The sequence below is a fragment of the Nitrospirillum amazonense genome, assembly GCF_007828035.1.
Lineage (GTDB): Bacteria > Pseudomonadota > Alphaproteobacteria > Azospirillales > Azospirillaceae > Nitrospirillum > Nitrospirillum amazonense.
Window position 1 is genome coordinate 89,604 of record NZ_VITV01000008.1, and the last position, 14,540, is coordinate 104,143.

The 14,540-nt window shown below is 62.7% G+C and carries 11 protein-coding genes and 1 pseudogene; 6 read left to right on the forward strand and 6 right to left on the reverse strand.

Going from position 1 to position 14,540, the window contains the following annotated elements:
- Window positions 1–50: 50 nt before the first annotated feature.
- The 6 genes from FBZ87_RS20860 to FBZ87_RS20885 all read left to right on the forward strand — a co-directional run bounded on the left by FBZ87_RS20860 (window position 51) and on the right by FBZ87_RS20885 (window position 8,977).
- Window positions 51–362, forward strand: coding sequence for a hypothetical protein (locus FBZ87_RS20860; protein ID WP_145612530.1), 312 nt, complete (start codon window positions 51–53; stop codon window positions 360–362).
- On the forward strand, window positions 359–2,749 hold the full coding sequence (locus tag FBZ87_RS20865) for a membrane-bound PQQ-dependent dehydrogenase, glucose/quinate/shikimate family (protein WP_145612531.1): 2,391 nt from the start codon (window positions 359–361) through the stop codon (window positions 2,747–2,749). Before FBZ87_RS20860 ends, FBZ87_RS20865 begins: the two co-directional genes overlap by 4 nt.
- Window positions 2,750–2,935: 186 nt before the next feature.
- Window positions 2,936–6,424 (forward strand): chemotaxis protein CheB, encoded by a 3,489-nt coding sequence (locus FBZ87_RS20870; protein ID WP_145612532.1) that lies wholly within the window; start codon window positions 2,936–2,938, stop codon window positions 6,422–6,424.
- Complete coding sequence (locus FBZ87_RS20875; RefSeq protein WP_145612533.1) at window positions 6,408–6,806, forward strand: response regulator; 399 nt, start codon at window positions 6,408–6,410, stop codon at window positions 6,804–6,806. The genes FBZ87_RS20870 and FBZ87_RS20875 overlap by 17 nt, the downstream gene beginning before the upstream one ends.
- A gap of 157 nt (window positions 6,807–6,963) precedes the next feature.
- Complete coding sequence (locus tag FBZ87_RS20880) at window positions 6,964–8,133, forward strand: zinc-dependent alcohol dehydrogenase (RefSeq protein ID WP_040850348.1); 1,170 nt, start codon at window positions 6,964–6,966, stop codon at window positions 8,131–8,133.
- Between the two features lie 37 nt (window positions 8,134–8,170).
- Entirely contained in the window at window positions 8,171–8,977 is an 807-nt protein-coding gene (locus FBZ87_RS20885; RefSeq protein ID WP_145612534.1) for an SDR family NAD(P)-dependent oxidoreductase, read from the forward strand.
- A 13-nt stretch (window positions 8,978–8,990) separates the two neighbouring features.
- Here FBZ87_RS20885 and FBZ87_RS20890 read toward each other — a convergent pair whose 3' ends face one another.
- The 6 genes and pseudogenes from FBZ87_RS20890 to FBZ87_RS20915 form a co-directional block, all read right to left on the reverse strand.
- Window positions 8,991–10,529 (reverse strand): ATP-binding protein, encoded by a 1,539-nt coding sequence (locus FBZ87_RS20890; RefSeq protein WP_145612535.1) that lies wholly within the window; start codon window positions 10,527–10,529, stop codon window positions 8,991–8,993.
- 1 nt (window position 10,530) lies between these two features.
- Complete coding sequence (locus FBZ87_RS20895; protein ID WP_145612536.1) at window positions 10,531–11,325, reverse strand: hypothetical protein; 795 nt, start codon at window positions 11,323–11,325, stop codon at window positions 10,531–10,533.
- Complete coding sequence (locus tag FBZ87_RS20900) at window positions 11,318–12,526, reverse strand: DEAD/DEAH box helicase (RefSeq protein ID WP_145612537.1); 1,209 nt, start codon at window positions 12,524–12,526, stop codon at window positions 11,318–11,320. Before FBZ87_RS20900 ends, FBZ87_RS20895 begins: the two co-directional genes overlap by 8 nt.
- Complete coding sequence (locus FBZ87_RS20905; RefSeq protein ID WP_145612538.1) at window positions 12,523–13,593, reverse strand: DNA-methyltransferase; 1,071 nt, start codon at window positions 13,591–13,593, stop codon at window positions 12,523–12,525. The genes FBZ87_RS20900 and FBZ87_RS20905 overlap by 4 nt, the downstream gene beginning before the upstream one ends.
- 182 nt (window positions 13,594–13,775) lie before the next feature.
- A pseudogene (locus FBZ87_RS29830) lies at window positions 13,776–14,161 on the reverse strand (transposase); the annotation flags it as partial.
- Window positions 14,162–14,275: 114 nt separating this feature from the next.
- Complete coding sequence (locus FBZ87_RS20915; protein ID WP_145612539.1) at window positions 14,276–14,539, reverse strand: cytochrome C oxidase subunit IV family protein; 264 nt, start codon at window positions 14,537–14,539, stop codon at window positions 14,276–14,278.
- Window position 14,540: the final 1 nt, after the last annotated feature.

Here is a 14,540-nt window from a genome sequence, read left to right on the forward strand (position 1 = left end):
CCCCGGAATCACGCCGGTGGACGTCGCCCCTAGCGGAGGCTGTGGCCGCCATGGACTATATCGCCCTGTTTTTCGCCGGGGTCTTCCTGTGCAACGGCATCCCCCATCTGGTCGCCGGCCTGCACGGACACCCATTTCCCACGCCCTTCGCCAAGCCACCCGCCGCCGGCGACAGCCCGCCCCTGGTGAACTTCCTATGGGGCTTCGCCAACATCATCGCCGGACTGTTGCTTTGGTCGGTGCGCCCGGTCATGGCGGTACTGACGCTTGATTTCGCGGTGCTGGCGCTGGGCGCGCTGTTGACGGGCGCCTGGCTGACCCTGCACTTCGCCAAGGTCCAGGCCGGGAAGCCGGCCCCATGAGCGCAGCCTGGGACCGGCGGCTGTCCACGGGCACGGCGGCGCTGATCGCGGTGTTCGGCCTTTATCTCATGGTCGGCGGTGCCTGGCTGATTCTCCTGCACGGCAGCCCGTATTACGCCATCGCCGGCGTCACGCTGCTGGCGGTCGCCGTCCTGTTGTGGCGCCGGCGGGCGGCGGCTTTGTGGCTGCACGCCGCCCTGGTGCTGGCCACCATGGCCTGGGCGGTATGGGAGGTGGGCTTCGATTTCTGGGCCCTGGCGCCGCGTGGCGACGTGTTGGTCCCCCTCGGCGCCTGGCTGATGCTGCCTTTCATCAGCCGCGGGCTGTCGCCGGCGGCCAGTGGGGAGGGCAAGAGTGGGGCAGGCAAGGGACCGGTGCTGGCTCTGGGCGGCGTGCTGGTGCTGGCCGTGGTGGTGGTTGGCATCGCCCTGGCGCATGATCGCCACGCCATCCAGGGAACGGTGCGCCCCATGGGGCTCGAGGCGCCCGCCCCCGACCAGGCAGCGACCGACTGGCCGGCCTATGGCGGCAGCGGCAGGGGCGACCGCTATTCCGACGTGGCCCAGATCACCCCTGCGAATGTCGGCCGCCTCAAGCTGGCCTGGCAGTTCCGCACCGGCGACCTGCCGGGGCCCAACGACCCCGGCGAGATCACCACCGAGGTGACGCCCCTGAAGGTCGGCGACCTGCTTTACACCTGCTCCCCGCACCAGATCGTTTTCGCCCTGGACGCCGCAACCGGGGCGCTGCGCTGGAAGTTCGATCCGCAGGTCCAGCGCAACCCTGGTTTCCAGCACATGACCTGCCGCGGCGTGGCCTTCCACCGCACGCGGCCCGGGGGCACGACGGCCGACGGCGCGCCGGCACCCGCCGAATGTCCCACCCGCATCTACCTGCCCACCGATGACGGCCGGCTGTTCGCCCTGGACGCGGAAACCGGCAAGCCCTGCGACGGCTTCGGCGACCATGGCCAAATCGACCTGAAGCGCGGCAGCGAGGTGAAGCAGGTGGGTTTCTACCAGGGCACTTCCCCGCCGGCGGTGACGGACAGGGTGCTGATCATGGGTGGTGCCGTCATCGACAACTACTCCGGCAAGGTGCCGTCCGGCGTCATCCGGGGATTCGATGTCTACAGCGGCCGGTTGCTCTGGGCGTTCGACGCCGGCAATCCCGACCCGAACGAGATGCCGTCGGCCACCCACCATTTCACCGCCGGCAGCCCCAATTCCTGGATCGTTTCGGCGGTGGACGAGGGGCTGGGCCTGGTCTATGTGCCGCTGGGATCGTCCTCCCCTGACATTTGGGGCGGCAACCGCACGCCGGCGCAGGAACGTTATGACAGCGCCCTGGTGGCGCTGGACATCGCCACGGGCAAGCTGCGCTGGTCCTACCAGAACGTGCACCACGACGTGTGGGACATGGACGTCCCGGCCCAGCCCAGCCTGGTGGACGTGGCGACGCCGGCCGGACCGGTGCCGGCTGTCTATGTCCCGGCCAAGACCGGCAACATCTTCGTGCTGGACCGCCGGGACGGGCACCCCATCGTGCCGGCGCCAGAGGTGCCGGTCCCCCAGGGACCCGCGCCCGGCGACCGGTTGTCCCCGACGCAGCCCGCCTCGCAACTGAGCTTCCGCCCCCGGGACAAGCTGACGGGCGCGCAGATGTGGGGCGGCACGATGTTCGACCAGTTGGCCTGCCGCATCCTGTTCAAGCGCCTGCGTTACGAGGGGCCCTTCACCCCGCCATCGCTGCAGGGCACGCTGGTCTTCCCAGGTGACCTCGGCATGTTCGAATGGGGCGGCATCGCCATCGACCCGCGGCGGCAAGTGGCCATTGCCAATCCCATGTCCATCCCCTTCGTCTCCCGCCTGGTGCCACGCGGCAAGGACAACCCGGCGGCCCCCAACGGCCAGCATCCGCCGGGGACGGAATTGGGTGTGCAGCCCATGTACGGCACGCCCTTCGGCGCTAACCTGGGTGTTTTCCTGTCGCCCCTGGGCATCCCCTGCCTGCAGCCGCCTTGGGGTGAGCTGGCGGCCATCGACCTGCGCACCAACACCGTGGTATGGCGCCACCGCGTGGGTACCATCCGCGACATGGCGCCGGTGCCGGTGCCGCTGGAACTGGGGGTGCCCATGCTGGGCGGGCCGCTAGTGACGGCGGGCGGCGTGGTGTTCCTGACCTCCACCATGGACTATGCCATCCGGGCCTTCGATGTGACGGACGGCCGGCTGCTGTGGCAGGACCGGCTGCCCGCCGGGGGCCAGTCCACCCCCATGTCCTATGAGCAAGGCGGGCGGCAATACATCGTCACCGTGGACGGCGGCCACGGCTCCTTCGGCACCAGGATCGGCGACTATGTGCGGGCCTATACCCTCGGGGATTGAGGGAGCGGCGATGGGCATAGTTCCTTTGTCATCCTTGCGCCGCAGGCCCCGGGCTGCGTTCTTCACAAGCCAGCGGGCGACGGCCCATGGGCGCGGTTGTCCATGGTTTCAATGATTTATGACAGCTCTTGCGGAAGGTTGGACTGATCGGCCGGCGTGATGAGGCCAAGGGCGTTGGAGGGGCATGTGGAGTTGGAAACCGATCCGCCGATCGTCGGCATCGGAGCGTCGGCAGGCGGGGTGAAGGCGTTGCAGGCCTTATTCGAGGCATTGCCGGACGAACCCAATGCCGCCTTCGTCGTGGTGATCCATCTAAATCCCGAACGGCGCAGCGAACTGGCCAAGATCCTGGCGACCCGCACCCGCATGCCTGTATCGCAGGTCACCGATCGGGTGCATCTGCGCAACAACCACGTCTATGTCATCGCCCCGGACAGCGCGCTCAACATCGCCGACCACATGATCTCGGCCCTGTCGTTTGACGAGCCGCGGGCCAAGCGGGCGCCCATCGACCTATTCTTCCGGTCGCTGGCGGCGCAGCATAGCGACGGCTTCGCCATCATCCTGACGGGTGCCGGCGCGGATGGCGCCGTGGGTGTCAGGGCCATCAAGGAGGTGGGCGGCATCGTCCTGGTGCAGGACCCGGACGAGGCGGAATTCGCCTCCATGCCCCGCAACGCCATCGCCACCGACGCCGCCGACTTCGTCCTGCCCGTGCGCGACCTGGCCCGGCAATTGGCGGAATTGTTGCGGAACCGGAAGGATGGCGAGGCGCTGACCGCGCCGGATGACGACGAGAATATGATGCGCCGCATCCTGGCTCATGTGCGGGTGCGCGTGGGCCATGACTTCAGCCAATACAAGCGTGCCACCATCGCGCGGCGCATCACACGGCGCATGCAGGTCACGCAGCAGGACACGCTGAGCCAGTACCACACTTACCTGCGGGAGCACGCGGACGAGGCCCACGCCCTGTTCACCGACTTCCTGATCTCGGTCACCACCTTCTTCCGCGACAAGCGGGCCTTCGATCAGCTCGCGGCCATGGTGATTCCCCAGTTGTTCGAAGGGAAGGAAGCGGCGAACACCATCCGCATCTGGGTCCCCGCCTGCGCCACGGGCGAAGAAGCCTACACCATCGGCATCCTGTTGCTGGAGGAAGCGGCGCGCCGCGACGTGCGGCCCGAAATCCAGGTCTTCGGGTCCGACCTGGACGCCGATGCGCTGGTCGTGGCCCGCGAGGGCTGCTTCCCCCTGACCATCGACCAGGACGTGCCAGAGGAATATCTGCGCCGCTACTTCCAGCGTGAGGGCGACCATTACCGGGTGCGTCGGGAATTGCGCGATACCGTCATGTTCGCCAGCCACAGCATCCTGCGCGACCCGCCCTTCGCCCGGGTCGACATGGTGTCCTGCCGCAACCTGCTGATCTACCTGGACCGGGAACTGCAGCACCAGGTCTGCACCACCTTCCACTACGCGCTGAACCCCGGCGGCTTCCTGTTCCTGGGCGCGTCTGAGAACGCCGACCATCCCCCCGGCCTGTTTCGGGCCCTGGACCGCGACGCGCGCATCTACCGCATGGTTCCCAATACCGGGGAAAGGCGGACGGCCCTGCCCATCATGCCCAGCACCCACCATGCGGCACCCAGCCGTGGCGCGACCGCGCACCGGCCCCTGGGTCCGGGGGGCGACGTGGCCCTGCACCGCCAGATGCTGGAACGCGTGGCGCCACCCAGCATGCTGGTGGATGAGACGCACCGCGCCATCCATCTGTCCGAAACCGCCGGCCGTTTCCTGCAACCCTCGGGCGGGCCCGTCACCACGGTGGCCACCGACATGGTCCGGCCCGAACTGCGCTTCGACCTCGAGGCGGCGCTGCACCGCGCCTTCGACCGGAAGGAGGCGACGCTGACCCGGCCGCTGGTGGTGAAGTTCGAAGGCCAGCCCCAGCGGGTCTATCTGCAGGTGAAACCGGTCCTTGAGGAAGGCGACCCCAGCCGCTACGCCCTGGTGCTGTTCATCGAGGGCGAGACGGTGCGGGCGGATGACGACGGGGACGAAGGCGGCCAGGATCGTGAGCCGACCAATGAGACCATCCGCCAGTTGCAGGAGGAATTGCAGCTGGCGCAAAACCGCCTGAGGGCCACGCGGGAGGAATCGGAGGCAACGAACGAGGAATTGCGGGCCGCCAACGAGGAACTGCAGTCCATCAACGAGGAGTACCGATCCACCTCCGAAGAGCTGGAGACCAGCAAGGAGGAGCTGCAATCCACCAATGAGGAGCTGCAGACCGTCAACAATGAGCTGAAGCAGAAGCTGGCCAGCGTGTCCCGCGCGCACAGCGACCTGCAGAACCTCATGGCGGCGGCGGATTTCGGCACCCTGTTCCTGGACCCCTCGCTGCGCATCAAGCGCTTCACGCCCCGCGTGACGGAGCTGTTCAACATCACCGCCACCGACGCCGGCCGGCCCATCACCGACTTCACCCATCAGTTGGATTACGACCAGCTGGCGGACCACGCCCACGCCGTGCTGCGGGAGCTGACGCTGCTGGAGCATGAGGTGCAAAGCCGGGACGGCGGTTGGTACCTGGTCCGTATCCGGCCCTATCGCACCGTCGACGATCGCATCGACGGCGTGGTGGTGACCTTCTTCGACATCACCGAGCGCCGCCGGGTCGAAGAAGCCCTGCGCGACAGCGAGGCGCGGCTGAAACAGGAGATGCGCCTGGTCGAATTCTCACGCGCGCCTATTTTCGTCTGGGAGTTCGACGACGGCATCGTTCAGTGGAACCGGGGCAGTGAGGAGTTGTACGGCTATTCCCGCGAAGAGGCGAAGGGCCAGGATGTGGCGGCACTGCTGCGATCGGCGCCGGTGGACGGCAGCTTCGATATTGTGCGCCAGGCCCTGTCGGAAAAGGGCGCCTGGAGTGGTGAGCTGCGGCACACCACCAAGGACGGCCGGGTGCTGACGGTGGAAAGCCAGATCGAGATGGTCAGCGTCGGCGGCCGGCGGCTGGTGCTGGAAAGCACGCGCGATGTCACCGACCGGAAGAAATGGGAACGGCGCCAGCGCCTGCTGCTGGGCGAACTGCGCCATCGCGTGGGCAACACCCTGGCGGTGGTGCAGTCACTGGCCCGGCAGACCTTGCGCACGGCCGGATCCAGCGACCGCTTCGTCGACCTGTTCGAGGGCCGCCTGACCGCGCTGGCCCGGGCGCATACCCTGCTGGTCGATTGCCAATGGGAAGGGGCGGAATTGATAGCCCTGGCCCGCATCCAGCTGGCGGCCTACATCACTGCCGGCCCGCAACGCCTGCGCCTGGAGGGCGCGCACGTCCTGCTGCCGCCCCACCTGGCAACCCCCTTTGGCCTTGTGTTGCACGAACTGGCCACCAACGCCGCCAAGTACGGCGCCCTTTCCGTTGCCGGCGGGCGGGTGGAACTGACTTGGACCCAAGTGACCCGCGAGGGCCGGCCCTTCCTGACGGTGACGTGGCGGGAATTCGACGGCCCCGCCGTCGTTCCGCCGGAACATCATGGCTTCGGCGGAGTTTTGATTGAGCGTGGTATGCCCGGCGCTACCGTGACCCGGCTTTTCGAGCCCGCGGGCCTGGTGTGCACCATGGAAATCGACGTTGAGGAGGAAGAGCAGGATGGGGACGACAGCTGATCCCGAACTGCCGCTGGCCGGCACGTGCATCCTGGTCGCGGATGACGAGGTGATGATCGCCATCAACCTGGAGGAGACCTTCCGGGACGCGGGTGCCGATATCCTCAGCGCCGCTACCGTGCCGCAGGCGATCGTCGCCGCCCGCAACCCCCGCCTGACCGCCGCCATCCTGGACGTGCGCCTGGGGCGCGAAACCTCCGAAGCCGTGGCCGACATCCTGACCGAACGGGGCATTCCCTTCTTCTTCTACAGCGGTCAGATGCTGTCGCCGAGCATGCAGGCAAAATACCCCGGCGTCCCGGTGCTGACCAAGCCGGTGCGGCAGGATGCCTTCATGGCCACCATGCTGGCCCTGGTGGCCAAGCAGAAGGCGCTGGCCTGACCGGAACCGTCCCGCCTGGGTAAATTTCGCGCCATAAGCGGAACCCCGCCGTGCCGTCCGGATTGATCCCGCACTCGGGGAACCACCCTCGCTTCAAGTCCGCAGCGCCGGAGAGGTCTTCCCGTTCAATCCGTGATCGACGTGGAAGGGATACCTCATGAAAGCGCTGACCTGGCACGGCAAGGGCGATGTTCGATGCGAACATGTCCCCGATCCGACGATCGAGCATGCCCGCGACTGCATCATCAAGGTGACGGCCTGTGCCATCTGCGGCTCGGACGTGCATCTTTACGACGGCATTATTCCCTCCATGGAAAGCGGTGACGTGCTGGGCCACGAGACCATGGGCGAGGTGGTCGAGGTCGGCAGCGGCGTCAGCAACCTGAAGGTCGGCGACCGCGTGGTGGTGCCTTTCACCATCTCCTGCGGCGAGTGCTTCTTCTGCAAGCGCGGCTATTACTCCGCCTGCGAGCGGTCCAACCCCGACAAGGCCAAGGCGACCAAGCTGTGGGGCAACTCGCCCGCGGGACTGTTCGGTTATTCGCACCTGCTGGGCGGTTACAGCGGCGGCCAGGCGGAGTACCTGCGCGTCCCCTACGCGGATGTCGGCCCCCTGAAGGTTCCGGGCGGCCTGACGGATGAGCAGGCGCTGTTCCTGTCCGACATCTTCCCCACCGGTTACATGGCCGCCGACTTCTGTAACATCCAGCCGGGCGACACCATCGCCATCTGGGGCTGCGGCCCGGTGGGCCAGATGGCCATCCGCAGCGCCTACCTGCTGGGGGCGGAGCGGGTCATCGCCATCGACCATGTGCCCGAGCGGCTGGAACTGGCACGGCAGGGCGGCGCCATGACCCTGGACTTCAAGGAAGAGGACATCTACGACCGCATCATGGACCTGACCCAGGGCCGGGGCGCCGACGCCTGCATCGACGCGGTGGGAACGGAACCCGACATCGGCAGCGGCTTCGACGCCGTGGTCGACCGCATCAAGGTCGCGACCTTCATGGGAACGGACCGGCCCCACGTGCTGCGCCAGGCCATCATGTGCTGCCGTAACTTCGGCACCGTCTCCATCGTCGGCGTCTATGGCGGCCTGCTGGACAAGATCCCCATGGGGTCCGCCATCAACCGGGGCCTGACCTTCCGCATGGCCCAGACGCCGGTGCAGCGCTACCTGCCCCACCTGCTGCGCCGCATCGAGGAGGGGGAGATCGATCCGTCCTTCGTCATCACCCACCGCGCGTCGCTGGAGGAGGGGCCGGAACTCTACAAAACCTTCCGCGACAAGCAGGACGGCTGCATCAAGGTCGTGATGAAGCCCTGACCATCCCATTAGCCAGTCCCCAAGAAGGAGAAACGCCATGGCTGCTTCCCGTGCGCCCGTGCGGCTGTTGGCCGTCGTCACCGGTGCCTCCACCGGCATCGGCTACGAACTCGCCAAGCTATGCGCCCAGAACGGCTTCGACCTGGTGGTCGCTGCCGATGAACCCGAAATCCATGACGCCGCCGACACCTTCCGCGCGCTGGGCGCGCATGTCGAGGCGGTGCAGGCCGATCTGGCCACCCTGGACGGCGTCGATACGCTTTATGCCACCATCCAGGCCCAAGGCCGTCCGGTGGACGCCCTGTTCGCCAATGCCGGCCGGGGCCTGGGCAAGGGCTTCCTCGACCAGAACTTCATCAAGGCCAAGCGGGTGATCGATACCAACGTCACCGGCACCGTGTATCTGATCCATTTGGTGGGCCGGGGCATGCGGGCGCTGAATTCGGGCCGCATCCTCATCACCGGGTCCATCGCCGGCTTCATCCCCGGCAGCTACCAGGCCGTCTACAACGCGAGCAAGGCCTTCCTGGACAACTTCGCCTACGCCTTGCGCAATGAGCTGGAGGGCACGGGCGTCACCGTCTCCTGCCTTATGCCCGGGCCGACGGACACCGACTTTTTCCGCCGCGCCGAGCTGATGGACACGGAGATGGGCACGGCCGAGAAGGACGACCCGGCCAAGGTCGCTCGCGATGGCTTCGACGCCCTGATGAAGGGTGAGGCCGACGTGGTCAGCGGCTGGAAGAACAAGCTGCAGACCACCCTGGCGAACATCATGCCGGCGGAAATGCTGGCGGACCAGCACCGTGGTATGGCCGCCCCGGGGACGGCCCACAAGCACTGACTGGTCGCCTAGGCTATATGGCGCCGTGTTTCTCCCTCGATGAGGCTGCGTGCTGTTCCATCAATAGCGATACCCTCAGCAGTCCGTCCTTGAGCATTTTGATAGTATTAGAATCTAGCGTCGAGCGCACCTTCTGCGCCTGCCATTCCGCCACAGCATCGTACACGCAATGTCGAAAATAATTCATCAGCGCTTGCTCACCCGAAATCTGAGAAACATGCGGGTGCTGCATGTTGATGATGACAATGACTTTCGAATTAGCGCCAGTCTCGCAGACTACATAAGGGTCAAATGGGCCGACGTCGGTCGGCACCACATATACCCAGACCTCTAGATCGCCGATCTTGGCCTGAATATCGGGTGTGCGCCCGGCTTTTACCGGTTCGGCGATGCGTGCCAAAGATGCGATAAGGGCTTCTTCGGGAGGTAGTACCGTGATCGAGATCTTATCGATCATCTCAGGCGACGTCAGCTCGTCGCGCAGGCCGGATATTGCTAAATCGACTTCACCGTCCGTCGGCCCGCGCTCATCTTCCTGATCTTTCCAAGGGGTACGAGCGATTGGGAGCAAATCCGCGATGGCATCTTTGAGACCCTTTTCAACCAGATCTTCCTCGTCACCATACCATTGAATCATATCTTTAGTGTGTGTCACATCGAAGTCTTCAAGGTGAATTTCCCCGAGGAGCCGCTGGTTCAGCAGATCGTTGCGATTGTGGCCGTAGATGCCCTCAGGCCGCCAGGCGTCCGGCCAACCTTTAACGACTCGATCTGAATGCAGCATGGAGAAGCCCGTATCCGCCCGTGCTCCAACGTCCAAAATACCCGCCCAGCCATAAGCTGTGCGGCCGCCGACATCAAAAATGAACTCGCGCTTGTAGAGTTCGCCCGCCTTGTTGCGGCGCAGCTTGGAATCGAACTCCTCCCAGATCATTTCCTCGTCGTTGTAGAAGAGCCGCAGCGACTTGGCGCGGAAGTCCATACGATACATTGAGCGCAGATAGTCCTTGATCTTCGAAATAGTACGCCCCTTAAACTCCCGATTGTGGTCGCGTATCTCGATACGCGTGTAGTGCGTATCTGCGGGCTGGTTTGCTATGGTCTTCGTCACAAGCTCGGAATTACCATTTTCTATTTTTCTGACGTTGATTTCGACAGTATATTCATTTGTGTCGCCTAGCTTTTTCGTCGTGACCGACCACCGGTTGCCGATCCAACAGGAAGAGGTTTTCATACCCATGCCATATCTGCACCGGCCAGTGCTGATAGCTGGCGGGTATGCAACCTTCAGGGCATGCTCGAGGTCCTGATAGTTCATTCCCATTGCGTTATCGACGATACGCAGAACTGGATCGCTACCCTGTCGTTCATAAGTGATGCGGACCTCGAGCCCTTCCCCTTCCCGCGTATAGGCGGCGTCAAGATCGGCTTTGTTGTTCGCGTAAGATTGAGTCGAATTGTCTACATACTCGGCCAAGGCATACCAAATCTCATAGCTCATGCGCCGGTAGCTGGCTATTGCGTTCAGCCCAATCTCAATATGCATCGACATCTTACCCCCCTGCGGCCGCTAATGGTCTAATCGAGTAATTGCCCTTATCGTCCCGCACCAAAGCATAGCGTTGGCCGGGCCTGATTGGCATCGAGTGTACAGGTGTGATGTAGCACTCGGTTGCCGTGTCAAATCGCTCCCAATACGTAGCCTGTTCGTCGATAAAAATCATCACTCGCTCACCATGCTGGAAATCTAGAGCGGCAGGTGATTTCACTGTCAGTAACCGTGGTAGCAGACAAAAGGCGAGTTCCGTCAGAATGTTCTGAGCAAGAACCGGCAGATTGCCGTCGATCGCAAAAATATGCCGGTTAGATGTGGGAGAACGGAAAATTTCAAACACCATCATGTGCGCGCCGTAGCGTCGAATCTCGCGGGCCCACTCCTCGTCATACTTGTTCACGAGGACAAGGATCTCGGGTGGCTCGCCGCGTAGCATTTGTGCAAGTTTATCTTGGTCGAATTTTGGATTCCCTGCAGCGAGATATTCGGCGTGTGATCGGTCATAAAGCGCGTTTCGCAGGGTGTCGATCTGCGGAATGACATGGCGGTGTAGATCGTGACGCAACATCTCGACCTCAACGACCGTCCACTTGCGGTAATCGTCGGCGATGACCGCTAGATCGGCGCGCGCCGAGCGCTCACCCGCATATACGGTCTTTTTGTAAGGCACGATCGAAGTGCCGGGGCGGATAATATTGGCATTCTGGATTAGTAGGCTCTCAAATTCACTTTCCGAGAGTGCACTCGGCGAAAGTTCGTGGAACCATTCGCTCTTATGAAACAGCCTAGGCATGTGCCTGCATCTTGCCCTGTTGCCATTCTATGGTCGTGGTACCTTCGAGGCTGGTGGCCTCCTGCGCTAGCCGCTTCCTTTCTTCTTCAGTTGCAAAAATCGTATACACGGAAGCCTCTGTCTTTCCTTTCGCCCTTCGCAGAATTCGTCCCAGACGCTGGATGCGTTGACGCTGGCTCGCGGTCGAGCTGGCGATGATTGCGACGCTGGCCTCGGGAACATTGATACCCTCATCAAGTGCGCGGCAACAAACCAGCACGTCAAATAACCCCCTGCGGAAGAGACGGAGATTGTCGCGGCGCACGATTGGCCCGATTTCGGCATGATAGACTGTCGCGCGATGGCCCCGCGCCTTCAGGATGTTGACAATTGTATTCGCCGCATCAATGCGCTCATGGAAGATGACTGCGCGGTCGCCTCGATGCTGCTCGACGAGCTTGATCGCAACAGGAATTCGCATCGTTGCGTTGGCCGACACCGCAGCCCGCTGCTGGAGCAGGCGTTTCAGCCGCTCTTCCTGCCCTTCGGCAACGCCACCCTTTCGGATGCAGCGCGCGATCGAGCGTGATAGTTTACTATATCTTTCCTCCTCGTCGGAGAGAAGGTCGACATGAATATTGATCAGCGAGAACGGCGTGATGATCCCTTCCGCAGCCGCGTCGCGATAGGTGTAATGGTAAATGATCGGACCAATTTTCGGCGCGATTAGCTCGGTAAAGCCTTCATCGTATTCGCGTTCGGGCGTGGCAGATAGTCCGAGTGTTGCCGCGAAGTCCCCATCCAGAGCCTTCGCATTAGACGGAGAGCCCGCGCGATGGCACTCATCTACGATCAAGAAGATTCGCCTGCCTTTGGCGAAGGTCGCTGTGAATTTACGGGCAGTGTTGATCACCGCGACGATAATCGGCTCATCCCCCTTGGGTTTTTCTTGTCCGCTCAGCAGGCCGATCTGATCCGGCCGGACATTCATCTCATCCTGCAGTGCGATGCACCATTGGTCGAGCAAGGAGACGGTCGGCACAATGATTAGCGCCTGACCAAGCGTCTCGTCTTTGAAGAATTCGAGAAGGCAGAGCTGGGCGAAGACGGTTTTTCCGCCACCCGTCACAACCTGCACTACGCCTCTCCGGTTGGGCCGCCAACGCTCGAGTGCAACGTTTTGCCAATCGCGTGGCCGGACCTTAAGTTCCCAGCCCGTCATGTTGGCTTCGCCTTCCGCAGGCTAGGCTGCTTCGGCTCCGCTTTCGTCTTCTGGCCCCCAGCTTTATCCAACCGATCCGGGGTCTGCTCCTCCCACAATAGGCCCGGCTTGGGGAGGCGGTAGAAATCGCCTTCTTCGCTGCCTGCCTTCAAACCGCGTATCTTACGCGGCGTCGGTTCAGCATCTTTCTGAAATCGGCCCAGGGCGCCCTGCAGGTAATCTTTGCGCAGCTCGGCGCAGAGCCAGCGGCGCTTGAGTCGTTCGCACACTTCACCCGTCACACAGCTGCCGGCAAAGGGGTCAAGCACCAAGTCGCCTTCGTCGGTCAGCATTCGCACAAAGAATTCAGGCAGATCGGTTGGGAAGCGCGCGGGGTGCGTCTTTAACCCTTTGTCGCGGCAGTAACGCTGATAGGCACTGTTACTTTCCGTATTCGCTATCGCGAGTAGGTTGGAGGGGATTGCCGCGCCGTTGTCGTTCCCGAACTTATCGCCAATATCGTGGCCGGAGGGCCGCAGCCCCGCATTATAGCCTCGCTTCAACAGGTCATTCATACTGTTGCTATAAGGTTGGAGCACACGACGGTTGCTCGCCTTTGGCCATTCGGTTTTGGAAAGCCACCAGATCTTGTTGATTGAGTCCTTCACTCGGATGCGCCGCACCGTAACCCACTCAGCAGGCGACGGAAGCTTGGCAGGATTCCACCAGTAGAAATCCTGGGCGAGGTGAAACTTATATTCCTCGCACAGCATGATCATTAACTTGAAGTGGTAAAGGTGGCGTGTTGGTATCCCTTTATTCCACGCGCCGCCGATATCGATGACGAGGCTACCCGTATTCTTCAGAATGCGTGAAAACTGGTTGGCATACGGCTTGAACCAATTGATATATTCGTCAGCGGGGACGTTCCCATACTCTTTTTCGCGAACCAATCCGAATGGTGGGCTGGTCATGATCAGATCAACGGAACTATCCTTAAGTCCTGCTATGTACTGATAGGAATCGCCATTAAAAATTTTTCCGTAGTCGGTCTCATGGAAATAGTGAAGATCATCATCGTGTTTCATGCAATGCCGGTTCTTCAATATCTGCGTACACCGACACCTATACCGAATACTCGATAAACTGGTTGGTGCACCCTTCAGCCGCAACGCGCGCCAATCGACGTTGCTAGCCCATCTAATAGTGTAGTACGGTTAAAAATGCTAGACGGGGCGTGACATTTTACCTCGTGAATGCACGGCGCTTGGCCCATATAGGCTTGGCGTGACGGCTGGCCGTTGCTCTTGCGGTACAGCTTGGCTTGGGGATCGGTCGTCGAGACGTGGGTCTGGTTGAAGCGCTTCTCCCCATGGAAGTCGCGCTCCCCCGTTGCGACCGGGGCCCGGCGGCTCGCCACCACCATCCTTGGGCTGGAAGCTCTTGATCGACGCCCAGGCCTCGATCAGCGTTCCATCCACCGAGAAGTGGTCTTCCGACAACAAGTTTCGCCACGCGCCTGGGCCACCATCGCACCCAGGAACTTCGCCGCAACATCGCCTCAAAGTCCGGCGACAGAATCTCCAGCGCCTCGTCGCAGATCGCCCGAATCGCCCGAAGCGGATAGCCTGGCGGAACACGCGTCTCGGAGATCACCTACGAAAACAAGCCTTCCATCCGAACGTTTCCGCCACGCATCTCCACCTCTTCAGCGTCATGAGAAAGCGAATCACGACGGAAACTCAGACGGAAGGGTTTTTCTGCATCTTGCTAACGCGTCAGGTAGTCCAGCGCCAGATAGCCCAGCAGGATCAGCAGCCAGAAGGCGGCCCCCAGCGCCATGATGCGCATCAGGCCGCCTTCGCGGCGCAGCTGCATATAGACCCAGGCGATCAGCGCCGCCTTGGCCGACGCGATGCCCAGGCTGACCACCAGGCTGGGCGTGCCGGTCAGCATCAGGCTGGCGCCTACGGTCAGTCCCAGCAGGGCCAGCAAGGCGGCCCAGACGGCGATCAGGGGAGCCACGACCTTCATC